Here is a 20,774-nt window from a genome sequence, read left to right on the forward strand (position 1 = left end):
TACCGATTCGTTCCTACGTCTGCGGCTGCGGGCCGCCCAGCGGCAGGGCCGGGAGCCCCGGGTAGTCGGCGGGCGGGGTCAGCCGCTGGCCGGGATGGCCGCCCTTCTCGTACTTGAGCAGCTTCGCCGCCTTCTGCGGATCGGTCTCGCCCTCCCCGTACGCCGGGCAGAGCGGGGCGATCGGACAGGCCCCGCACGCGGGCTTGCGGGCATGGCAGATCCGGCGGCCGTGGAAGACGACGCGGTGCGAGAGCATCGTCCACTCGCTCTTGGGGAAGATCGCGCAGATCTCCGCCTCGACCTTCTCCGGGTCCTCCTGCTCGGTCCACTTCCAGCGGCGCACCAGCCTGCCGAAGTGCGTGTCCACCGTGATGCCGGGGACGCCGAAGGCGTTGCCGAGAACCACATTGGCCGTCTTGCGGCCCACTCCGGGCAGCGTGACCAGGTCCTCGATGCGCCCGGGGACCTCCCCGCCGAACCGGTCCCGCAGGGCCTGTGAGAGACCGAGGAGGGACCTGGACTTCGCCCGGAAGAACCCGGTCGGCCGGATGATCTCCTCCAGATCCTCGGGGGCGGCCGCGGCCATGTCCTCGGGGGTCGGGTAGGCGGCGAAGAGCGCCGGGGTCGTCTGGTTCACGCGCAGGTCGGTGGTCTGCGCGGAGAGGACGGTCGCGACCAGCAGTTCGAAGGGATTGCGGAAGTCGAGCTCCGGATGGGCGTACGGATAGATCTCGGCCAGTTCTCGGTTGATCCGGCGGGCGCGGCGCACCATGGCCAGGTGCGATTCCTGCTTCGGCACCTTCGGCACCTTCGGTTTCTTGGCCGAAGCTTTGCCCTCGGGGCGGGGCGGCGCCTTCGTCGACACCTCCAAGGGGGCTTGTTCGCCCACGGCTGAATTGGAGGCCGCCGTCACTCCTGCGGACCCCTTGGCCTGTGCTCTCACCGGCTTGTTGGACACCCGGCCAGCCTAAGGCCGGGCGCCGACACCCGTCCGGACCTCAGGTAACACCACTCCGATTGGCCTCTCGCCGCACAGCACACCCGTACGTCCGGCATCCTTGTGATTGATCGCACTGTTTGAGCCGTCCGGCAAAATGGGGAGCACGGTCCCCTGAGCTGGTCGACATAGGAGAGAGACTCGTGGACGACGTTCTGCGGCGCGCCCCGCTCTTCGCGGCGCTCGATGACGAGCAGGCCGCGGAGCTCCGCGCCTCCATGGGCGAGGTGACCCTCGCACGCGGTGACGCCCTGTTCCACGAGGGCGACCCCGGCGACCGGCTGTATGTCGTGACCGAGGGCAAGGTGAAGCTCCACCGCACCTCCCCCGACGGCCGCGAGAACATGCTGGCCGTCCTCGGCCCCGGCGAGCTGATCGGCGAGCTGTCGCTCTTCGACCCGGGCCCGCGCACCGCCACCGCCACCGCCCTGACCGAGGTCAAGCTCCTCGGCCTCGGCCACGGCGACCTGCAGCCGTGGCTCAACGCCCGGCCCGAGGTGGCGACCGCCCTGCTGCGCGCCGTGGCCCGGCGCCTGCGCAAGACCAACGACCAGATGTCCGACCTGGTCTTCTCCGATGTCCCCGGCCGCGTGGCCCGGGCGCTCCTCGACCTCTCGCGCCGGTTCGGCGTGCAGTCGGAGGAGGGCATCCACGTGGTGCACGACCTGACGCAGGAAGAGCTCGCGCAGCTCGTCGGCGCCTCCCGCGAGACCGTGAACAAGGCCCTGGCCGACTTTGCGGGCCGCGGCTGGCTCCGGCTGGAGGCCCGCGCCGTGATCCTGCTGGACGTGGAGCGCCTCGCGAAGCGCTCGCGCTGACGGCCGTCCGCACAGGAGGGGTCCTGCCCGTACGCCGGGCAGGACCCCTCCTGTGCGTTCCCGGGCCCTGACGGGCCCGCCAGGGGCGCCCTGGGCCCTCGTAGGGCGTGTTCTAGAGGCCTTCGGCGGCGGCGAGGGCCTCCACGGCCTGCTTGGCCTCCAGGAGGTCCGAGCCGGTGCCCTGCCGGTAGGCCTTGATGGCCTCGATCTTCCGGCCGTCGCGCAGCAGGGCCCGTACCTCGCCGGTCACCGGGTGCTCCGGCTCGGTGATCCCGAAGTGGGACAGCACCAGGCCCAGGCGCCGATCGGCGCGGTCGGCCCGCCTCTCCAGGGCCTTCATCCGCAGGGTCACCGTCGAGGTGACCCAGGCAGCCGTGGCGATGAGCGCCAGCAGCAGGAAAATCGTGTTCATTCGGGTCCCCCCGGGATCAGTCCGTGATCTTGAAGGTACTCGAGCTGTGCACGGACGGACCATTCCGCGGCCGGCCACAGGGAGCGGTCCACGTCCGCGTACACCTGGGCGACGACCGCCGCGGGGGTGAGCAGGCCGCTCTCGACCGCGGTCTCGACCTGCGCGAGGCGGTGCGCCCGGTGGGCCAGGTAGTACTCGACGGCGCCTTGGGCGTCCTCCAGGACCGGCCCGTGGCCCGGCAGCACCGTGTGGACCCCGTCGTCGACGGTGAGCGAGCGCAGCCGCCGCAGGGAGTCCAGGTAGTCGCCGAGGCGGCCGTCGGGATGCGCGACGACGGTGGTGCCCCGGCCCAGGATCGTGTCGCCGGTCAGGACGGCCCGGTCGGCGGGCAGGTGGAAGCAGAGCGAGTCGGAGGTGTGGCCGGGGGTCGGCACGACGCGCAGCTCCAGCCCGCCGGTGCGGATCACGTCACCGGCGGCCAGGCCCTCGTCGCCCAGGCGCAGGGCCGGGTCCAGGGCCCGCACCTTGGTGCCCGTGAGCTCCGCGAAGCGGCCCGCGCCCTCGGCGTGGTCCGGGTGGCCGTGGGTGAGCAGGGTCAGGGCGACCCGCTTGCCCGACCGTTCGGCGGTGGCGACGACGGCCCGCAGGTGCGCCTCGTCCAGCGGGCCGGGGTCGATGACCACGGCCAGGTCGGAGCCGGGCTCCGAGACGATCCAGGTGTTGGTGCCGTCCAGGGTCATGGCGGAGGGGTTGGGCGCCAGCACGTTGAACGCGCGGGCGGTGGCCCGGCCGGTGCTGACGACCCCGCGGGGCGCTCCGGGCAGTGCGGCGGCGTCGGTCATGCGGGGCCTCCGGGGCGGACGCGCTTGGTGAACTCGTCGTGGCCCGGCCAGCTGAGCACCAGCTCGCCGTCCTCCAGCGTGGCCTGGGCCAGGACCGGGGCGAGCTCCTGCGCCGGGGCGGCGGCGAGGGCCTCGGCAGCGCCGGCGTACGGCTCCAGGGAGCGCAGCGTGGCGATGGTGGGCGGCATCATCAGCAGCTCGCCCTTGTCGTAGCCGTCGGCCGCGTCAGCCGGGCGGATCCAGACCGTCCGGTCTGCTTCGGTGGAGGCGTTGCGGGTGCGCTGGCCCTCGGGAAGGGCGGCGACGAAGAACCAGGTGTCGTAGCGGCGCGGCTCGAACTCCGGGGTGATCCAGCGCGCCCACGCCCCCAGCAGGTCGGAACGCAGCACCAGCCCGCGGCGGTCGAGGAAGGCGGCGAAGGACAGCTCCCGGGCCACGAGCGCCAGCCGGTCGGCCTCCCAGTCGTCCCCGGTGGTGTCGCCGACCACGGTGTCCGGGCCCTCGCCCGCGAGCAGCACGCCCGCTTCCTCGAAGGTCTCGCGGACCGCGGCGCACACGACGGCCTGTGCGACGGCGGGATCCGTCCCGAGCCGTTCGGCCCAGTCCTGCCGCGAGGGTCCGGCCCAGCCGACCTGGTGCTCCGCGTCGCGGGGATCGACCCCGCCACCCGGATAGGCGTACGCGCCTCCGGCGAAGGCCATGGAGGTCCGTCTGCGCAGCATGTGCACGGCCGGTCCGGCGGGGGTGTCGCGCAGCAGCATCACGGTGGCGGCGCGCCGCGGGTCCACCGGGGTGAGGGAACCGTCCGCGAGCGCGCGGATGCGGTCGGGCCACTCCGGCGGGTACCACTGGCCTCCGGCGGGGGGCTGCGGCTGCGCGTGCTGTTGACCCTGCTGACCATTCGGCATGCCGGGATGCTACGGCCATCCGGCCCGATGTTCGAGGGCCACCCGTGGGCGGCGGCCGAGGTGCCGGTGTCCCGGCTGCGCGCCGCCGGAGCCGGCCGGGCTCAGGGCAGCGGCGGGCACGGGCCGGCCCCGGCAGGTCGACGGACGGAGTCCGGCGCAGCGGGCCGGAGCCCGGGAGGCCCGCCGGGGCCGAGTGGTGCGCTCGGTGCGCGTGGTGCGGGGTGCGCGAGGGGCGCGTCAGGCGGAGGGGACCAGCTCGACCTGGATCTCGACCTCGACCGGGGCGTCCAACGGCAGGACCGTCACGCCGACCGCGCTGCGGGCGTGGACGCCCTTCTCGCCGAGGACGGCGCCGAGGAGCTCACTGGCGCCGTTGAGGACGCCCGGCTGACCCGTGAAGTCGGGGGCCGAGGCGACGAAACCGACGACCTTCACGACACGCGCGATCTTGTCCAGGTCACCGACCACGGACTTGACGGCGGCCAGGGCGTTCAGCGCGCACGTGGCGGCCAGTTCCTTGGCCTGCTCCGGCGAGACCTCGGCGCCGACCTTGCCGGTGACCGGCAGGCTGCCCTTGACCATCGGGAGCTGGCCCGCGGTGTAGACGTACACGCCCGAGCGGACGGCCGGCTGGTAGGTGGCCAGCGGCGGGACGACCTCGGGGAGCGTCAGGCCCAGTTCGGCCAGCTTCGCCTCGACGACGCCGCTCATGCCTTCTCCCGCTTGAGGTAGGCCACGAGCTGCTCGGGGTTGTTCGGCCCGGGCACGACCTGGACGAGCTCCCAGCCGTCCTCGCCCCAGGTGTCCAGGATCTGCTTGGTGGCGTGAACCAGCAGGGGGACCGTCGCGTATTCGAACTTCTTGGTCATGGGAGCGAGGGTAGTGCCTCTCGTGCGGGCCTCATGCGCGGCCCGAGAGGCGAGTGGTTAGGCTCGGACGCTGTGAGCAGGCTCCAGGTGGTCAGCGGCAAGGGCGGCACCGGCAAGACCACGGTCGCCGCGGCACTCGCGCTCGCCCTCGCACGCGAGGGCAGGCGGACTCTACTGGTGGAGGTCGAGGGCAGGCAGGGGCTCGCGCAGCTCTTCGGGGCCGAGGCGCTCCCGTACGAGGAGCGGAAGATCGCCGTCGCGCCCGGCGGGGGCGAGGTCTTCGCCCTGGCCATCGACGCCGAGCGGGCGCTCCTCGACTACCTCCAGATGTTCTACAAGCTCGGCTCGGCCGGGCGGGCGCTGAAGAAGCTCGGCGCCATCGACTTCGCGACGACCATCGCGCCGGGGCTGCGGGACGTCCTGCTGACCGGCAAGGCGTGCGAGGCGGTGCGGCGCAAGGACAAGGCGGGCCGGTTCGTCTACGACCACGTGATCATGGACGCGCCGCCGACCGGGCGGATCACCCGGTTCCTGAACGTCAACGACGAGGTGGCGGGACTGGCCCGGTTCGGGCCGATCCACAACCAGGCGCAGGCCGTCATGAAGGTGCTCAAGTCCCCCGAGACGGCCGTCCACCTGGTCACCCTGCTGGAGGAGATGCCCGTCCAGGAGACCGCGGACGGCATCGCCGAGCTCCAGGAGGCGGGGCTTCCGGTGGGCCGGGTCGTGGTCAACATGGTGCGGCCGCACCACGTCGACGAGGACACCCTGCGCACCGCGGCCGACGGCCACCGCACCGAGGTGGCCAAGGCCCTGTCCCGGGCGGGCCTCGGCGGCGCGCGGCGCGGCGGGCTGGCCGAACGGCTGGTGGACCCGCTGCTCGAACAGGCCGCCGAGCACGCGAGCCGGGTGGAACTGGAGCGCGCGCAGCGCGCCGTACTGGAGGGACTGCGGGTGCCGACGTACGAACTCCCCCTGCTCGGCACGGGGGTGGACCTGGCCGGGCTGTACGCACTGGCCAAGGACCTGCGCAAGCAGTCGGTGGCCGAATGAACGAGGGGGTGGACACCATGGGTCTGGACACTCCGCCGTGGCTGGCGGTCGACCGGCTGCTGGACGACCCGGAGAACCGGATCGTCGTGTGCTGCGGGGCGGGCGGTGTCGGCAAGACCACCACGGCCGCGGCGCTCGGCGTACGGGCGGCGGAGCGCGGGCGCAAGGCGGTCGTGCTCACCATCGACCCGGCGCGGCGGCTCGCGCAGTCGATGGGCATCGACTCGCTGGACAACACCCCGCGCAAGGTGACCGGCGTGGGCTCGGGCGGCGGTGAACTGCACGCCATGATGCTGGACATGAAGCGGACCTTCGACGAGATCGTCGAGGCGCACGCGGACGGCGAGCGGGCCCGGGCCATCCTGGCCAACCCCTTCTACCAGTCCCTGTCGGCCGGGTTCGCGGGCACGCAGGAGTACATGGCGATGGAGAAGCTGGGGCAGCTGCGGGCCCGGGACGACTGGGACCTGATCATCGTCGACACCCCGCCGAGCCGGTCCGCGCTGGACTTCCTCGACGCGCCGAAGCGGCTCGGGTCCTTCCTGGACGGGAAGTTCATCCGGGTGCTGATGGCTCCGGCGAAGGTGGGCGGCCGGGCGGGGATGAAGTTCCTCAATGTCGGCATGTCGATGATGACGGGGACCCTCAGCAAGCTGATGGGCGCCTCGCTGCTGAAGGACGTGCAGACCTTCGTGGCCGCGATGGACACCATGTTCGGCGGTTTCCGCACGCGCGCGGACGCCACCTTCCGGCTGCTCCAGGCTCCCGGCACGGCCTTCCTCGTGGTCGCGGCGCCCGAGCCGGACGCCCTGCGCGAGGCGGCGTACTTCGTGGAGCGACTGGCCGCCGAGGACATGCCGCTGGCGGGTCTGGTGCTCAACAGGGTCCACGGGAGCGGCGCCGACCAGCTGTCCGCCGAACGGGCGTTGGCCGCCGCAGAGAATCTTGAAGAAGGCCGCATTGTCGATCAGGAGTCCGGGAAAGCTGGACTTCGTGACTCGGCCGCGGACTCCTCCGGGACCGGCTCCCCCACCGCCGCAGACCTCACGGCAGACGTGGACGAGATCACGCCGGACGAGAACGCGCTGAACGAGACCGTGGTGGACACGATCACGGCAGGGCTGCTGCGCCTGCACGCGGAACGGATGCAGGTGATCGCGCGCGAACAGCGCACACGCGATCGCTTCACCTCGCTTCACCCCGAAGTGGCGGTGGCCGAGGTGGCCGCCCTGCCCGGCGATGTGCACGACCTCGCCGGGCTACGGGCCATCGGAGAGCGACTCGCGGCCGGGGTTCCGGCCGGAGCGTAGGCGTTCGTACGACGTGGCGCGCGGGTGGTTACCCGGCTGCCGCGTACGTCTCGTACGGGACGTCGATCTCCGCGTCTGCATCCATGGTGAGGATGCCCGTGCTGCGCTCGTACTCCGTGCGGGCGGTTTCGAGCAGCCGTCGCCACGAGGTGACGGTGGGACGCCGGCGCAGCAGCGCCCGTCGTTCCCGCTCGGTCATTCCGCCCCACACACCGAACTCGACACGGTTGTCGAGCGCGTCGGCCAGGCATTCGGTCCGCACCGGACATCCGGTGCACACCGCCTTGGCCCTGTTCTGTGCTGCTCCTTGTACGAACAGTTCATCCGGATCGGTAGTGCGGCAGGCTGCCTGCGCACTCCAGTCGGTAACCCAGCCCATCCCGGCGCCGTCCTCTCCCGAATCGAGGCTCCCCCACGGCGGTAGCGGCATATTCACCGCTGCCAGTTGAGGACGTTACGGAAGGCGAGCACAGTGCAACACCCCCGACGGGCCCAATCTTGAATGGTCCGAACGGACTATGGGTAAGCGGCAGATCACCCGACGGAGTGATCCGGCGACATGCCCGACCATTCCGGCAATTCGGATGAAAGCGGGAGGGCATCGACACGGCACGCTCGGGGCTTGCGGCGAGATTCGGACATGAGTCCACCCCATTCGGGAAGGGTGAAAATCAAGCCGCGGGGTTGATGTCGGGCCGCACTGCTGTGACAGTTGGGGACAGCTTAGGCCAAGGCATTCGCGCGTGTCCGGCGAATGAGAACGTAGGCTGCCCTCCATGGGAAAGAAGCGCTCGGGCGGCGGGCTCACGGGGAGCCAGCAGGCCGCCAAGTTCCTCGGGGTGTCCGTTCTCTCCGGAGTTGTGCTGGCCGGCATGGCGATTCCGGCCGCAGGCGCCCTGGGGCTCGCGGCCAAGGGCACGGTCGAGGGATTCGATGAGATCCCGGCCAATCTCAAGACTCCGCCGTTGAGCCAGCGGACCACCATTCTGGACGCGGAAGGTGGCGTGATCGCCACCGTCTATTCGCGCGACCGTCAGGTGGTCCCGCTCACGGCGATCTCCCCGTACATGCAGAAGGCAATCGTCGCCATCGAGGACTCTCGTTTCTACGAGCACGGTGCGGTCGACCTCAAGGGCATCCTGCGCGCGGTCAACCGCAACGCACAGGAAGGCGGCGCCGCACAGGGCGCCTCCACGCTCACGCAGCAGTACGTGAAGAACGTCTTCGTCGAAGAGGCCGGTGACGACGAGACCAAGGTGCGCGAGGCCCAGGAGAAGAGCCTCGGCCGCAAGATCCGCGAGCTGAAGTACGCGATCCAGGTCGAGGAGGAGCTCGGGAAGAAGAAGATCCTCGAGAACTACCTCAACATCACCTTCTTCGGCCAGCAGGCCTACGGAATCGAATCCGCGGCCCAGCGCTACTTCAGCAAGCCGGCCAAGGACCTCACCCTGGAGGAGTCGGCGCTGCTGGCGGGCGTCGTCCAGTCGCCGAGCCGGTACGACCCTGCGAACGACGCGCAGGAGGCGACGAAGCGCCGCAACCTCGTCCTCCAGCGGATGGCCGACATCAAGGACATCTCGCAGGCGGAGGCGGACGCGGCGAAGGCGAAGCCGGTCACCCTGAAGCTGACCAAGCCGAAGAACGGCTGCATCACCGCGGTCAAGGGCGCGGGCTTCTTCTGCGACTACGTGCGCAACTCCTTCCTGACCGACCCCGTCTTCGGCAAGACGCGCGAGGACCGGGCCAAGGTCTGGAACCAGGGCGGCCTGACGGTACGGACGACCCTCGACCCGCAGTCGCAGGACGCGGCCAACGAGTCGATCAAGGATCACGTCTATCAGGAGGACTCGATCGCGACGGCCGTGACCATGGTCCAGCCGGGCACCGGCCGGGTCCTGGCGATGGGTCAGTCCAAGCCGTACGGCTTCGGCAAGAACGAGACGCAGATCAACTACTCCGTCGACAAGCGGATGGGCGGCTCGAACTTCGGCTTCCAGGTCGGCTCCACCTTCAAGCCGTTCATCGCGGCCGCGGCGCTGGAGCGGGGCATGCCGCCCACCAAGGTGTACGGGGCCCCGAACAAGCTCGACTACCCGAGCCCGATCACCAAGTGCGACGGCACCCAGTGGCTGAACCTGCCGGACAACAGCGGCAAGCTCGCCACCGCCGAGAACGAGACCGAGGACGAGATCGGCCCGTACGCCCTGCGGACGGCGATGGAGAAGTCCATCAACACCTACTTCGTCGAGATGATCGGCGAGATCGGGCTCTGCCCGGTGACCGAGATGACGCAGAAGCTCGGCGTGGTCCCGGCCGCCGGCACCAAGCTGCCCGAGGCACCGTCCATCGCGCTCGGCTCCGCCGAACTCTCCCCGCTGACCATGGCCAACGCGTACGCCACGTTCGCCAACCGCGGGGTCTACTGCACCCCGGTCGCCATCGAGTCGATCACCGACGCGCACGGCAAGGCTCTCGCGGTGCCGAAGACCAAGTGCGACCGCGCCATGTCGCAGACCACGGCCGACACCATCAACACCCTGCTGCGCGGAGTGGTCGACTCCGGTACCGGTGAGCGGGCCGGCCTGACCGACCGCGACAACGCGGGCAAGACCGGTACGACCGACTCCCGCCACAACGCCTGGTTCGTGGGCTACACCCCGAACATCTCCGGCGCGGTGTGGGTCGGCTCGGGCGGCGCGAAGAAGATCTCGATGGAGAACATCGAGATCGGCGGCCGGTCCTACGACAAGGTCTTCGGCGGCGGTCTGCCGGGCCCGATCTGGAAGGACGCGGTCACCGGTGCCCTGTCCGGGCGCGAGGCCCCCAGCTTCACGACGGTCAGCATCCCGGAGCCCGTACTCCCGGGCAACGCCAACGGCAACGCGGGCGGCAACAACGGCGGACGGCCCGCGACGACCCCGTCCAAGCCCGGGAAGCCCGGCAAGCCGGGCGGCGACGGCAAGCCCGGCGGGCGCCCGGGCGGGCAGACGGCGGCCGGAGCCACCGCAGCCGGAGCCACGGGCGGCGGCACCGGGGGCAACCCGGACAACCCGTTCCCCGATTTCAGCATCGAGCCGGGCCTGATCGGCGGCCGCGACGACCGCTGACGGACCCCGAAGAAGGGGAGGGCCCCAGCCGCGATCCGGCTGGGGCCCTCCCCTTTACTGCGTCAGTGCGTTACTGCGTTACTGCGTCACTGCGGTCCGCGGATCAAAGGAGCTGCTGCTTGACGACGGCGGCGACGCGGCCGCCCTCCGCCAGGCCCGCGACCTTCGGGTTCACGATCTTCATGACGGCGCCCATGGCCCGCGGCCCCTCGGCACCCGCCGCGCGGGCCTCCGCGACGGCCTGCGTCACGATCTCGACGAGCTCCTCATCGCTCAGCTGCTTGGGCAGGTACGTGTCGAGGAACTCGCCCTCCGCCGTCTCCCGGGCGGCCTGCTCGGGACGGTCGCCCTTGGCGAAGGCATCGGCGGCCTCACGGCGCTTCTTCGCCTCCTTGGCGATCACCTTGAGGACTTCCTCGTCGGAGAGGACGCGCGCCTCCTTGCCCGCGACCTCCGCGTTGGTGATGGCGGAGAGGGTCAGGCGCAGCGTGGACGAGTGCAGCTCGTTACGCTCCCTGATGGCGGTCGTGAGGTCGTCCTGGAGCTTGGCCTTCAGCGTGGTCATGCACCCGAGTCTGCCAGGTACCGGGGCGCTGGCGCCCGTCCGTTTTCCGGGTCTGCGACGATGGGGCCATGCGTGCGCGTTACGGAGTACCCCTGAAGGCGGCTGCCGGAATCGCGGCGGTGGGGGCAGCGGGAGTGGCCTACGCCGCCGGTTTCGAGGCGCGGTCCTTCCGCCTGCGCCGGATCACGGTGCCCGTCCTGCCCCTGGGGATGCGCCCGTTGCGCATACTCCAGGTCTCGGACATCCACATGGTCGGCGGGCAGCGCAAGAAGCGCGCCTGGCTCCAGTCGCTGGCGGGGCTGCGCCCCGACTTCGTCGTGAACACCGGGGACAACCTCTCCGACACCGAAGGCGTGCCCGAGGTGCTCGACGCGCTCGGCCCGCTCATGGACTTCCCCGGCGTGTACGTCTTCGGTTCGAACGACTACTACGGGCCCCGGCTGCGCAACCCCGGGCGCTACCTCCTGGAGAAGGCCCAGGGCCGGCACGGGCTGAACGGCAACAAGCCGGTCGTCGGCGCCGTCCACAACCCGTGGGAGGAGATGCGGGACGCCTTCGACGCGGCGGGCTGGCTGAACCTGACCAACGCGCGGGCGCGCCTGAAGCTCGACGGCCTGGAGCTGGCCTTCACCGGTCTGGACGACCCGCACATCAAGCGGGACCGGTACGAGCAGGTGGCGGGCGGCCCGGAGACCGACGCGGACTTCTCCATGGCCGTGGTGCACGCCCCGTACCTGCGGACGCTGGAGTCCTTCACCGCGGACGGCTACCCGCTGATCCTCGCGGGGCACACCCACGGCGGGCAGCTGTGCATCCCCTTCTACGGCGCCCTGGTCACCAACTGCGACCTGGACACCAAGCGGGTCAAGGGCCTCTCCACCCACGAGACGGGCGGCCGGCGCGCCTACCTCCACGTCTCGGCGGGCTGCGGCACCAACCGCTACACCCCGGTCCGCTTCGCCTGCCCGCCGGAGGCGACCCTGCTCACGCTCACGCCGAAGGCCTAGCGACTCCCGGGCCCTCCCCCAGTACGTTGACGGGATGACCGAACCGACGCGCCTCGTCCCGGCGGCCTTCCGCGCCCTGGTCTGTGCCGCGGCCGTGGTGGGGCTCGTCATCGAGCTCACCCACGGCAGCGTCCCGGTCGTCCTGAGCTTCTTCACCATCTGGACCAACATCGCGGTGGCCGTCGTCTTCGGCCTCTCCGCCCTCCGCGCCTGGCAGGAGCGGCCCGACCCCGCCCCGCTGCTGCGGGGCGGGGTGCTGCTGTTCATCCTCGTCACCGGGCTGGTCTTCCACCTGGTCCTGGCGAACCCGGCGAGCCCCTTCAACGTGCTCGCGGAGCTCGACAAGCTGACCGGCGCCAAGGCCGTCGCCGACCAGCTCCTCCACACGGTCACCCCGATCGGCGCAGCGCTGGACTTCCTCCTGCTGACCGCCCCGCGCACGCTGCGCCCGAAGCACGCCTTGCAGTGGCTGGCCTATCCGCTGGCGTACGTGGTGTTCGCGCTGGTCCGCGGCGCGCTGCTGGGCCCGGACAGCAGGAGCCGGTACACGTACCCCTTCATCGACGTGGCCCAGTACGGCTACGCCCGGGTCGCCGTGAACTGCGTCGTCCTGGGCCTCGGCTTCGCCGTACTCGGCCTGGCCCTGGTCCTGGCGGACCGCTACCGCCCGGCGTCGCCGCTGGCTCCGGGGCCGCGCCGTGAAAACCGGATTTCGTCTCCGGCGAGAGGTCCGCTAAAGTAATCGATGTCGCCAGGGCAGCAAGCGCTGCAAAGGCGGCGATCGGGGTGTAGCGCAGCTTGGCAGCGCGCTTCGTTCGGGACGAAGAGGTCGTGGGTTCAAATCCCGCCACCCCGACGCTGTAGTACCAGGTCAGGCCACCTACTTCCGTAGTAGGTGGCCTGACCTGTTTGCGTGCGCGTCCATCCTCCCCGGTCCGGTCCGGATCACCGGACGGAGCTGCTTACGGATGGTGCGCGGCGGTCGGCTCTGGCGGGGCACCTGCTGGCCATCGGCGATGTCCGGCCGTCGGTTACCCGGACGATTCTCCGGGCCGCCCCCAAACAGGCCGGGGATGCAGCCATTCCTTTCAGAGCTGCAACCCCCTGACAACTGACCTTGCCTGGCTTGCCGTTGAGCGGTGAGTGGCGCCGGCCTGGTGCTCCTCCAGGACGGGCCGAGCGGCTCGCGGGCGGTCCGCGGCTGCCGGGACGGCCATGGCGCGCGGCACTGATCTCCGGCTCGGCGGCGTCCCCGGCGCGTACGGCGCCGTGGCGTGCGCGTGCGGCGCGGTCGTCGCCGCCCTCGGCCGGCCCCGTCCCGGCCGGGGGTCTGGACGGTCCGGACGGGGTTGGTTAGGTTAGCCTTACCTCAATCGAAGGGGTCGGGAGGTGTGCGCCTCCGCCGGAGGGCCGGGGTCCGCCGGACCCCGCCCGTACCCCGCCAGGAGTTCTCGTGAACGCTGCCGCAGGCGCCGCCCTGCCCGGGCCCACCGCCGCCGAGCGCGTCCGCTCCGTGCTGGCCCGGGCGGTCTCGCTGTCCCTGACCACCGAGGGGCACAGCTACGACCTGATCGGCATGCACTCCGTGGACGCGAAGGGGCGGATCACCCTCCACCCCCCGTCGGACAGCCCCCTGGCCGCCCGGATCGCCTTCGCCCCGCGCGGCAGCCTCGCCGCCCTGCTGGAGTTCACCGACATCGCGCCGACCCCCGTCCGCGACCGCGTACGGGCCCGGGTGACGGTCTCCGGCTGGCTGGCCCCGGCGGGCACGGGGGACGAGGGCCCCCTGCGGCTGGACACGGCGCGCGTGACCCTGCGGACCGCGGCCGGCCCGGTGGACGTCGCGCTGGACGAGGTCACGCTCGCCGAGCCCGATCCGCTCGCCGTGGAGGAGGCCGGCATGCTGACCCATCTCGCCGCCTCCCACGGGGAGATGGTGACGGAGCTGCTCGCCCTCGGCGCCTCGCGCCTGCCCGCCGGTGTGCGCCGGGCGCTGCCGCTCGCGGTCGACCGGCACGGCATCACCCTGCGCTGCGAATACGCCTCCGGCCACTGCGACCTGCGGCTCCTCTTCCCCGTCCCGGCGCGGGACGCGGCCGGGGCCGGCCGGCAGGTCCGGCAGCTGCTGACGGCGCCCCGGCGGTGCTCCCGCCAGGACCACTCCCCCGCGCGGTACTGAACCATGGGACACGGCTGGCAGGGCATCGCCCTCAGACTCTTCCGCGGCAAGGACTTCACCTTCACCGTCCGGTCCAACGAGCGGGTGTCCGGCCACCTGCACCGGCTGTCCTTCGCCGACGGGGGCATGCTGGAGGCCACGGGCGTGCACCCCACGATGTGGGTGCGCCTGTGGTTCGAGCACCAGGGCAAGCCGCACCAGCGGGGATACACGCTGGTCGACCCGGATCCCGCCGCCGGTACCTTCGACGTGGAGTTCGCCCTCCACGACGGACCCGCGAGCGACTGGGCGCGCGCCGCCCGGCCCGGCGACACGATCGAGGCGACGCTCCAGGGCACGGGGTTCGCTCCGCCGGACCCGCTGCCGTCGCGGCTGCTCGTCGTCGGCGACCCGGCCTCCAGACCCGCCATCAACTCCCTTCTGGAGTCGATGCCCTCGACCCCGGCGACCATCTGGTTCGAGAGCACGGACCCCGCGGAGGCCGAGGGGACCCCGCGCCGCCCGGGCCCGGACCGCGAGGTGATCCACGTACCGCGGCAGCGCGAGGGCGCCCAACTGGTCGAGACGGTGCGGGCGGAGCTGCCCCCGCGCCTGGACCCCGGCGCCTACGTGTGGATTGCCTGCGACACCGCGACCACCCGAGCCCTGGCCGCCTTCGCGCGCAAGGAGCTCGGAGTGCCCAAGGAGCGGCTGTACGCGCTCGGGTACTGGCGGGTGGCGTAGGCAGGAAATGCCCGGGCTGCTAACTTGAAGCAGCCAACTTAGGTTAGGCTAAGCTAAATCTTGATCGAGCAGTGGGCGCATGGACGTCCTCAGGGGAGGGATTCACCATGGGCCTGCCGGCCATCGGCACCTACCCCATGCCCGAGCGCGCCGCCCTGCCCAGCTCCTGCGCCGCCTGGACCATCGACCCCGACCGCGCCGCCCTGCTCATCCACGACATGCAGAACCACTTCGTGGGACCGCTCCCGGCGGGACGCTCCCCGGTGGTCGAACTCGTCGACAACATAACGGCGTTGCGGGCGCTCGCCGGAAGCCTGGGCATCCCCGTGGTCTTCAGCGCCGAGCCCGCCGCCCAGCCGCCGGGCCAGCGCGGCCTGGTCGCCGACGTCTGGGGCCCCGGCATCGAGGACGTGCCGGATGCCGCCGCCATCATCGGGCCGCTCGCCCCCAGACCGGGCGAACACCTGCTGGCCAACATCCGCCCCAACGCCTTCCTGCGCAGCCACCTCGGACGGCTCCTGCGCGACGAGGGGCGCGACCAGCTGATCGTCTGCGGGATCCACGCGCACCTCGGCATCCTGCTCACGGCGGCCGACGCCTTCATGAACGACATCCAGCCCTTCGTCGTCGCCGACGCGGTGGCCGACTTCTCCGCCGAGGAACACGCCATGGCCCTGCGGTGGGCCGCCCGCAGCGGCGTGGTCTGTACGACCGAGGCCCTGCTGCGGGACCTGCTGCTCGGAAGGGCGGCGCGAGACGTTCACCGGGACGCCTGAGGGCGTACGCGGGACGGGAACCCCGGGGGCGGACGATGACGCTGCCCTCGCACGGATCGAGAGAGACGGAAGAACATGACCGTACGGGTCGCGGTGGCCGGTGCCAGCGGCTACGCGGGCGGGGAGATACTCCGCCTGCTGGCGGCGCATCCCGGCGTGGAGATCGGCGCGCTGACGGCCCACACCAGCGCGGGCCGGCTGCTGGGCTCCGTCCAGCCGCAGCTGTCCTCCTTCGCCGACCGCGAGCTGGTGGAGACCTCCGCCGCCTCGCTCGCGGGCCACGACGTGGTCTTCCTCGCCCTGCCGCACGGCCAGTCGGCCGCGCTGGCGCAGGAGCTCGACCCCGGCACGCTGATCGTGGACTGCGGCGCGGACTTCCGGCTGCGCGACCCGGCCGACTGGGAGCGGTTCTACGGTTCCCCGCACGCCGGTACCTGGCCCTACGGCCTGCCCGAACTGCCCGGCGCCCGGGACGAGCTGAAGGGCGCCACCCGGATCGCCGTACCGGGCTGCTACCCGACCGCGGTCACCCTCGCCCTGTTCCCCGCCTACGCGGCCCGCCTGGTGGAGCCCGAAGCGGTGGTCGTCGCCGCGAGCGGGACCTCGGGCGCGGGCAAGTCCGCGAAGACGCACCTGCTCGGCGCCGAGGTGATGGGCTCCATGAGCCCGTACGGCGTCGGCGGCGGCCACCGGCACACCCCCGAGCTCACCCAGAACCTGTCCGGGGTCGCCGGCGAGCGCGTGACGGTCTCCTTCACCCCGACCCTGGCCCCCATGCCCCGCGGCATCCTGGCGACCTGCTCGGCCCGCCTGCGCCCGGAGGTCGCCGACAGCGCCACCGGGGCGCAGGAGGTGCGGGAGGCGTACGAGGCCGCGTACGCCGACGAGCCGTTCGTACGGCTGCTGCCGCCCGGGCAGTGGCCCTCCACGGCGGCCGTCCTCGGCTCCAACACCGCCCAGGTGCAGATCGCCGTGGACCCGGACGCCCGCAGGCTCGTCTGCGTGAGCGCCATCGACAACCTGACCAAGGGCACCGCGGGTGGCGCGGTGCAGAGCATGAACGTCGCCCTCGGCCTGCCGGAACGGCTGGGCCTGCCCACGAATGGAGTGGCTCCGTGAGCGTGACCGCCGCCCAGGGATTCCTGGCCGCCGGAGTGGCCGCCGGCATCAAGGAATCCGGGGATCCCGACCTGGCCCTGGTGGTGAACCGGGGACCGTCCCGGGCAGCCGCCGGTGTCTTCACCTCCAACCGCGTGCAGGCCGCGCCCGTGCGCTGGTCGCGCCGCGTGCTCGCCGACGGCCGGCTCACGGCCGTCGTCCTCAACTCCGGCGGAGCCAACGCCTGTACGGGGCCTGCGGGCGCCGACGACGCGCGGCTGATGGCCGAGCGCACGGCGCTGGCCGTGGACACGGCCCCCGACGAGGTCGCGGTGTGCTCCACCGGACTCATCGGCCTGCGCCTGCCCATGGACCGGATCACGGCCGGCATCGACACCGCCGCGGGGCGGCTGTCGGACGGGGGCGGCGAGGCCGCGGCCGTCGCCATCAAGACCACGGACTCCGTGCACAAGACCGCGGTCGCCGGCGGCGACGGCTGGACGGTCGGCGGCATGGCCAAGGGCGCGGGCATGCTCGCCCCCGGCCTGGCCACCATGCTGGTCGTCCTGACCACGGACGCCGACGTGAGCGCGGAGGTCCTCGACCCGGCGCTGCGCGACGCCGTGCACACCACCTTCGACCGGGTGGACTCCGACGGCTGCATGTCCACCAACGACACGGTCCTGCTGCTCGCTTCGGGCGCGTCAGGCGTCGTACCGGCCACCGCGGAGTTCACCGAGGCCGTGCGCACGGTGTGCGCGGACCTGGCGCGGCAGCTGGTGGCGGACGCCGAGGGGGCCTCCAAGGAGATCGAGGTGGCGGTCATCGGCGCGGCCTCGGAAGAGGATGCGGTCGAGGTGGGCCGTTCGGTGGCCCGCAACAACCTGCTCAAGTGCGCGCTGCACGGCGAGGACCCGAACTGGGGCCGGGTGCTGTCGGCGATCGGCACCACCGCCGCCGTCTTCGACCCCGACCGCCTGGACGTGGCCATCAACGGCGTCTGGGTCTGCCGCGACGGCGCGGCGGGCGAACCGCGGGACAAGGTCGACCTGTCGGGCCGCGAGATCACCGTCACCGTGGACCTGCGCTCCGGCGAGGCCGCCGCGACGCTCTGGACCAACGACCTCACGGCCGAGTACGTCCACGAGAACAGCGCGTACAGCTCGTGAACGGCCCCGGGACGACCCGTACGCATACGGGGACGGGAACGATCGTCGGACAGCGGCGCGCCGACGGCACGAACGCGGCGCCCGCCCCGGCCGCGGCGGACCTGCCGTGGCGCGAGGAGCTCCGGGGCCGCACCGTCGTCGTCAAGTTCGGCGGTAACGCCATGGTGGACCCCTCGCTCCACCGGACCTTCGCCCAGGACGTCGTGGAACTGTGGCAGGCGGGGCTGCGGCCCGTCGTCGTGCACGGCGGCGGCCCGCAGATCAGCGCCATGCTCGACCGCCTCGACCTGGAGGTCCGCTTCGAGGCGGGCCTGCGGGTGACCACCCCGGAGACCATGGACGTGGTCCGCATGGTGCTGACCGGGCAGGTCCAGCGGGAACTGGTCGGCGCGCTCAACGCCCACGGCCCCTTCGCCGTGGGCCTGTCGGGCGAGGACGCGCACACCATGACCGCCGTGCGGCGCCCCGCGTGGGTGGACGGCCGGCCGGTGGACATCGGCCTCGTCGGCGACGTCGTGGCCGTCGAGCCCGGCACGGTGCGCACCCTGCTGGACCAGGGCCGCATCCCCGTGGTCTCGCCGATCGCGCGGGGCGCGGACGGCGAGGTCTACAACGTCAACGCCGATCTCGCGGCCTCGGCGCTGGCCGTGGCCCTCGGCGCGGAGCGCCTGGTGGTCCTGACCGACGTCGAGGGACTGTACGCGGACTGGCCGCACAGCACCGAGGTGATCGAACGCCTCACCGCCGCCGAACTGGACGCGCTGCTGCCGGATCTCGCCAGCGGCATGCTCCCCAAGATGGAGGGCTGCCTGCGCGCCGTACGGGCGGGCGTGGGCCGGGCCCAGGTCATCGACGGCCGGGTGCCGCACGCACTGCTGGCGGGTGTCTTCACCGAGGGCGGCTCGGGGACCACGGTCGTCCCGGACCACGAGCCCGGACCCGCCCCTGCCCGCACCGGGCACGACAACGAGCACGACAACGAGTACGCCTTCGAGCACGACAACGAGGAGACCGTCGCGTGAGCGCCGCACCCGCCACCCCGCTCGCCGACCGCTGGAGGGCGGTGATGATGGACACCTACGGCACTCCCCCGCTGGCCCTGGTCCGGGGCGAGGGCAGCACCGTGTGGGACGAATCCGGGCTGGCGTACACGGACTTCACCGGCGGGATCGCGGTCAACACCCTCGGGCACGCCCATCCGGCCGTGGTCGGGGCCGTCCAGGAACAGATCGCCCGGCTGGGCCACGTCTCGAACCTGTTCATCTCCGGGCCGCCGGTCGCGCTGGCGGAACGTCTGCTGGAGCTGCTGGGCCGGCCGGGACGGGTGTTCTTCGCCAACTCGGGCGCGGAGGCCGCCGAGGCCGCCTTCAAGATCGCCCGCCGGACGGGCCGGCCCCATCTGGTGGCCACCGAGGGCGGGTTCCACGGCCGCACCATGGGGGCGCTGGCCCTCACCGGCCAGCCGGCCAAGCGCGAGCCCTTCCTGCCGCTGCCCGCGGAAGTGACGCACGTGCCCTTCGGGGACGTGGCGGCGCTGCGCGCGGCGGTCACCGAGCGGACCGCCGCGGTCTTCCTGGAGCCGGTGCAGGGCGAGGCCGGGGTGATCCCGGCGCCCGAGGGGTACCTGCGGGCCGCCCGCGAGATCACCCGGGCCACGGGCACCCTGCTCGTCCTGGACGAGGTGCAGACGGGGATCGGCCGAACCGGCCACTGGTTCGCGCACCAGGCGGAGCCGGGCATCGATCCCGATGTGGTCACCCTGGCCAAGGGGCTGGGCGGCGGCCTGCCCATCGGCGCCGCGGTGGCCTTCGGACCCGCGGCCGACCTGCTGACCCCCGGTCAGCACGGCACCACCTTCGGCGGCAATCCGATGGCCTGCGCGGCCGGGCTCGCAGTCCTGGAGACCATCGCTTCCCAGGACCTGCTCGCTCACGTCGTACGGACCGGCAAGCTGCTGCACAGCGGCATCGAGGCGCTGGGCCACCCCCTGGTCCGTGAAGTGCGGGGCGCGGGGCTGCTGCTGGGCGTCGTGCTCACCGAACCGGTCGCCGCACGGGTCCAGCGGGCCGCGCAGGACGCCCGGTTCCTCGTGAACGCGGCCGGCCCGGCCACGGTTCGGCTGGCTCCTGCCCTGACGGTGACGCAGGAGCAGGCCGAGGCGCTGGTGGCCGCGCTGCCTGGGATCCTCGACGCCTGAGGCACGGCGCGGCGGCGGCCGTGCGCGGCGAGCACCAAGGGGCGGGTCCCGCACGGGGCCCGCCCCTTCGGCCCGTCCTACAGGGCGCGGGCCAGGACGCGGGCGCCCCGGCGCGGGTCCAGGGAGTCCGCCCAGGCGGCCGGGGCCGAGGCGGGGGAGGCCGGGCGGAAGCCGTGGCTCAGGAACAGCCGTCCGCTGCCGGTGGTCGCGGTGAAGAGGGTGTCCAGCGAGCGGGTGCGGGCCGCGGTGAAGGCCGCTTGCAGCAGCCGGGCCCCCATGCCCGATCCCTGCCGGTGCCGGGCGACGCAGAAGTTGTACAGGACGCCGGCCGCGGGGTGGACCCGTACGCCGAGACACCCCTCCAGGGTGCCGTCGGGGGCCTGGGCGACGAGGAAGTCGGCCGCCTGGGAGAGGTAGAGGGACAGCGGACGCTCGCGGAGCGCTCCCGCCCGGGCGAACGGCCGGGAGAGGGCCGCCAGCGCGGCGCCGTCGTCGGGGCGCGCGGGGCGGACGGAGAACGGGGTGAATCCGGGCAGCTGGTGTGCGCGGAGCGGCAGCGTGGCGAGCGCGGCGGGGCGCGGCGGGGCCGTGATCAAGGCGTTCCTTCCTCGGGTCCCATCGGGCGCGGAGGACGGCAGGATCGCCGCGTACCCGGTGGAACATTCGAAGTAAGGCTAGCCTCACCTAAGCCTGTGGCCAAGTCGCCCGCGCGGCGGCCGGGTTCGTACCCGGCAGTAGCCTCCG

22 protein-coding genes and 1 tRNA gene are annotated in these 20,774 nt (G+C 72.3%); 14 read left to right on the plus strand and 9 right to left on the minus strand.

Going from position 1 to position 20,774, the window contains the following annotated elements; all coding sequences use genetic code 11:
- Nucleotides 1-13: 13 nt before the first annotated feature.
- On the minus strand, nucleotides 14-808 hold the full coding sequence (gene nth / locus IO30_RS0101860) for an endonuclease III (protein WP_237403519.1): 795 nt from the start codon (nucleotides 806-808) through the stop codon (nucleotides 14-16).
- Between the two features lie 332 nt (nucleotides 809-1,140).
- Between nth and IO30_RS0101865 the strand changes: the two genes are divergently transcribed.
- Nucleotides 1,141-1,815: a Crp/Fnr family transcriptional regulator gene (locus IO30_RS0101865; protein ID WP_003981529.1), complete on the plus strand. Its 675-nt coding sequence runs from the start codon at nucleotides 1,141-1,143 to the stop codon at nucleotides 1,813-1,815.
- Nucleotides 1,816-1,927: 112 nt separating this feature from the next.
- Here the strand turns inward: IO30_RS0101865 and IO30_RS0101870 are convergent, their stop codons facing one another.
- From IO30_RS0101870 to sp36, 5 genes are all read right to left on the minus strand, one after another.
- The gene (locus tag IO30_RS0101870; protein WP_031138530.1) at nucleotides 1,928-2,227 is read right to left on the minus strand and encodes a hypothetical protein; all 300 of its coding nucleotides are present in this window, start codon (nucleotides 2,225-2,227) and stop codon (nucleotides 1,928-1,930) included.
- Nucleotides 2,224-3,069 (minus strand): MBL fold metallo-hydrolase, encoded by an 846-nt coding sequence (locus tag IO30_RS0101875; protein ID WP_031138532.1) that lies wholly within the window; start codon nucleotides 3,067-3,069, stop codon nucleotides 2,224-2,226. Before IO30_RS0101875 ends, IO30_RS0101870 begins: the two co-directional genes overlap by 4 nt.
- Nucleotides 3,066-3,977 (minus strand): NUDIX hydrolase, encoded by a 912-nt coding sequence (locus IO30_RS0101880; RefSeq protein ID WP_031138534.1) that lies wholly within the window; start codon nucleotides 3,975-3,977, stop codon nucleotides 3,066-3,068. The genes IO30_RS0101875 and IO30_RS0101880 overlap by 4 nt, the downstream gene beginning before the upstream one ends.
- A gap of 237 nt (nucleotides 3,978-4,214) precedes the next feature.
- Complete coding sequence (locus IO30_RS0101885) at nucleotides 4,215-4,688, minus strand: RidA family protein (RefSeq protein WP_031138535.1); 474 nt, start codon at nucleotides 4,686-4,688, stop codon at nucleotides 4,215-4,217.
- Nucleotides 4,685-4,846 (minus strand): Sp36 family protein, encoded by a 162-nt coding sequence (gene sp36, locus IO30_RS44230; RefSeq protein ID WP_007264966.1) that lies wholly within the window; start codon nucleotides 4,844-4,846, stop codon nucleotides 4,685-4,687. Before sp36 ends, IO30_RS0101885 begins: the two co-directional genes overlap by 4 nt.
- 72 nt (nucleotides 4,847-4,918) lie before the next feature.
- Between sp36 and bagA the strand changes: the two genes are divergently transcribed.
- Together bagA and bagB are read left to right on the plus strand one after the other, a co-directional pair.
- The gene (gene bagA, locus IO30_RS0101895) at nucleotides 4,919-5,899 is read left to right on the plus strand and encodes an ATPase BagA (protein WP_031138537.1); all 981 of its coding nucleotides are present in this window, start codon (nucleotides 4,919-4,921) and stop codon (nucleotides 5,897-5,899) included.
- Nucleotides 5,896-7,209, plus strand: coding sequence for an ATPase BagB (gene bagB, locus IO30_RS0101900; protein ID WP_051858921.1), 1,314 nt, complete (start codon nucleotides 5,896-5,898; stop codon nucleotides 7,207-7,209). Before bagA ends, bagB begins: the two co-directional genes overlap by 4 nt.
- Before the next feature lie 28 nt (nucleotides 7,210-7,237).
- On the opposite strand, the gene IO30_RS0101905 is transcribed toward bagB, so the two are convergent.
- Nucleotides 7,238-7,588 (minus strand): WhiB family transcriptional regulator, encoded by a 351-nt coding sequence (locus IO30_RS0101905; protein ID WP_030648100.1) that lies wholly within the window; start codon nucleotides 7,586-7,588, stop codon nucleotides 7,238-7,240.
- A 397-nt stretch (nucleotides 7,589-7,985) separates the two neighbouring features.
- Here IO30_RS0101905 and IO30_RS0101910 point away from each other — a divergent pair, with 397 nt between their 5' ends.
- On the plus strand, nucleotides 7,986-10,316 hold the full coding sequence (locus IO30_RS0101910; RefSeq protein ID WP_031138542.1) for a transglycosylase domain-containing protein: 2,331 nt from the start codon (nucleotides 7,986-7,988) through the stop codon (nucleotides 10,314-10,316).
- A gap of 103 nt (nucleotides 10,317-10,419) precedes the next feature.
- Here IO30_RS0101910 and IO30_RS0101915 read toward each other — a convergent pair whose 3' ends face one another.
- On the minus strand, nucleotides 10,420-10,881 hold the full coding sequence (locus tag IO30_RS0101915) for a GatB/YqeY domain-containing protein (RefSeq protein ID WP_031138544.1): 462 nt from the start codon (nucleotides 10,879-10,881) through the stop codon (nucleotides 10,420-10,422).
- Between the two features lie 68 nt (nucleotides 10,882-10,949).
- Here IO30_RS0101915 and IO30_RS0101920 point away from each other — a divergent pair, with 68 nt between their 5' ends.
- The 10 genes from IO30_RS0101920 (at nucleotide 10,950) to IO30_RS0101965 (ending at nucleotide 20,030) form a co-directional block, all read left to right on the plus strand.
- Nucleotides 10,950-11,888 carry a metallophosphoesterase gene (locus IO30_RS0101920; RefSeq protein WP_031138546.1) on the plus strand — a complete coding sequence of 313 codons (939 nt, stop codon included), beginning with the start codon at nucleotides 10,950-10,952 and terminating at the stop codon, nucleotides 11,886-11,888.
- A gap of 34 nt (nucleotides 11,889-11,922) precedes the next feature.
- Entirely contained in the window at nucleotides 11,923-12,630 is a 708-nt protein-coding gene (locus tag IO30_RS0101925; protein WP_051901786.1) for a Pr6Pr family membrane protein, read from the plus strand.
- A gap of 40 nt (nucleotides 12,631-12,670) precedes the next feature.
- Nucleotides 12,671-12,744, plus strand: a tRNA-Pro gene (locus tag IO30_RS0101930).
- 597 nt (nucleotides 12,745-13,341) lie between these two features.
- Complete coding sequence (locus tag IO30_RS0101935; protein ID WP_051901788.1) at nucleotides 13,342-14,067, plus strand: DUF2470 domain-containing protein; 726 nt, start codon at nucleotides 13,342-13,344, stop codon at nucleotides 14,065-14,067.
- Nucleotides 14,068-14,070: 3 nt separating this feature from the next.
- Nucleotides 14,071-14,790, plus strand: a complete 720-nt coding sequence (locus tag IO30_RS0101940; protein WP_031138552.1) for a siderophore-interacting protein — start codon at nucleotides 14,071-14,073, stop codon at nucleotides 14,788-14,790.
- A 107-nt stretch (nucleotides 14,791-14,897) separates the two neighbouring features.
- The gene (locus IO30_RS0101945) at nucleotides 14,898-15,566 is read left to right on the plus strand and encodes an isochorismatase family protein (protein WP_037892782.1); all 669 of its coding nucleotides are present in this window, start codon (nucleotides 14,898-14,900) and stop codon (nucleotides 15,564-15,566) included.
- Nucleotides 15,567-15,641: 75 nt separating this feature from the next.
- Entirely contained in the window at nucleotides 15,642-16,685 is a 1,044-nt protein-coding gene (gene argC / locus IO30_RS0101950) for an N-acetyl-gamma-glutamyl-phosphate reductase (RefSeq protein ID WP_031138556.1), read from the plus strand.
- The gene (gene argJ / locus IO30_RS0101955) at nucleotides 16,682-17,833 is read left to right on the plus strand and encodes a bifunctional glutamate N-acetyltransferase/amino-acid acetyltransferase ArgJ (protein WP_031138558.1); all 1,152 of its coding nucleotides are present in this window, start codon (nucleotides 16,682-16,684) and stop codon (nucleotides 17,831-17,833) included. Before argC ends, argJ begins: the two co-directional genes overlap by 4 nt.
- 101 nt (nucleotides 17,834-17,934) lie before the next feature.
- On the plus strand, nucleotides 17,935-18,855 hold the full coding sequence (gene argB / locus IO30_RS0101960; protein WP_267886443.1) for an acetylglutamate kinase: 921 nt from the start codon (nucleotides 17,935-17,937) through the stop codon (nucleotides 18,853-18,855).
- The gene (locus IO30_RS0101965; protein WP_031138562.1) at nucleotides 18,852-20,030 is read left to right on the plus strand and encodes an acetylornithine transaminase; all 1,179 of its coding nucleotides are present in this window, start codon (nucleotides 18,852-18,854) and stop codon (nucleotides 20,028-20,030) included. Before argB ends, IO30_RS0101965 begins: the two co-directional genes overlap by 4 nt.
- A 77-nt stretch (nucleotides 20,031-20,107) precedes the next feature.
- Here IO30_RS0101965 and IO30_RS0101970 read toward each other — a convergent pair whose 3' ends face one another.
- Nucleotides 20,108-20,626: a GNAT family N-acetyltransferase gene (locus tag IO30_RS0101970; RefSeq protein WP_078903731.1), complete on the minus strand. Its 519-nt coding sequence runs from the start codon at nucleotides 20,624-20,626 to the stop codon at nucleotides 20,108-20,110.
- Nucleotides 20,627-20,774: the final 148 nt, after the last annotated feature.

This window comes from Streptomyces xanthophaeus (genome assembly GCF_000725805.1).
Taxonomy (GTDB): domain Bacteria; phylum Actinomycetota; class Actinomycetes; order Streptomycetales; family Streptomycetaceae; genus Streptomyces; species Streptomyces xanthophaeus.

Excerpts from the sequence above, each read along its gene's own strand:
- IO30_RS0101870 (WP_031138530.1), bottom strand. The coding sequence starts at position 2,227 with ATGAACACGATTTTCCTGCTGCTGGCGCTCATCGCCACGGCTGCCTGG.
- IO30_RS0101875 (WP_031138532.1), bottom strand. The coding sequence starts at position 3,069 with ATGACCGACGCCGCCGCACTGCCCGGAGCGCCCCGCGGGGTCGTCAGC.
- IO30_RS0101880 (WP_031138534.1), bottom strand. The coding sequence starts at position 3,977 with ATGCCGAATGGTCAGCAGGGTCAACAGCACGCGCAGCCGCAGCCCCCC.
- IO30_RS0101885 (WP_031138535.1), bottom strand. The coding sequence starts at position 4,688 with ATGAGCGGCGTCGTCGAGGCGAAGCTGGCCGAACTGGGCCTGACGCTC.
- sp36 (WP_007264966.1), bottom strand. The coding sequence starts at position 4,846 with ATGACCAAGAAGTTCGAATACGCGACGGTCCCCCTGCTGGTTCACGCC.
- bagB (WP_051858921.1), top strand. The coding sequence starts at position 5,896 with ATGAACGAGGGGGTGGACACCATGGGTCTGGACACTCCGCCGTGGCTG.
- IO30_RS0101905 (WP_030648100.1), bottom strand. The coding sequence starts at position 7,588 with ATGGGCTGGGTTACCGACTGGAGTGCGCAGGCAGCCTGCCGCACTACC.
- IO30_RS0101910 (WP_031138542.1), top strand. The coding sequence starts at position 7,986 with ATGGGAAAGAAGCGCTCGGGCGGCGGGCTCACGGGGAGCCAGCAGGCC.
- IO30_RS0101915 (WP_031138544.1), bottom strand. The coding sequence starts at position 10,881 with ATGACCACGCTGAAGGCCAAGCTCCAGGACGACCTCACGACCGCCATC.
- IO30_RS0101920 (WP_031138546.1), top strand. The coding sequence starts at position 10,950 with ATGCGTGCGCGTTACGGAGTACCCCTGAAGGCGGCTGCCGGAATCGCG.
- IO30_RS0101925 (WP_051901786.1), top strand. The coding sequence starts at position 11,923 with ATGACCGAACCGACGCGCCTCGTCCCGGCGGCCTTCCGCGCCCTGGTC.
- IO30_RS0101940 (WP_031138552.1), top strand. The coding sequence starts at position 14,071 with ATGGGACACGGCTGGCAGGGCATCGCCCTCAGACTCTTCCGCGGCAAG.
- IO30_RS0101945 (WP_037892782.1), top strand. The coding sequence starts at position 14,898 with ATGGGCCTGCCGGCCATCGGCACCTACCCCATGCCCGAGCGCGCCGCC.
- argC (WP_031138556.1), top strand. The coding sequence starts at position 15,642 with ATGACCGTACGGGTCGCGGTGGCCGGTGCCAGCGGCTACGCGGGCGGG.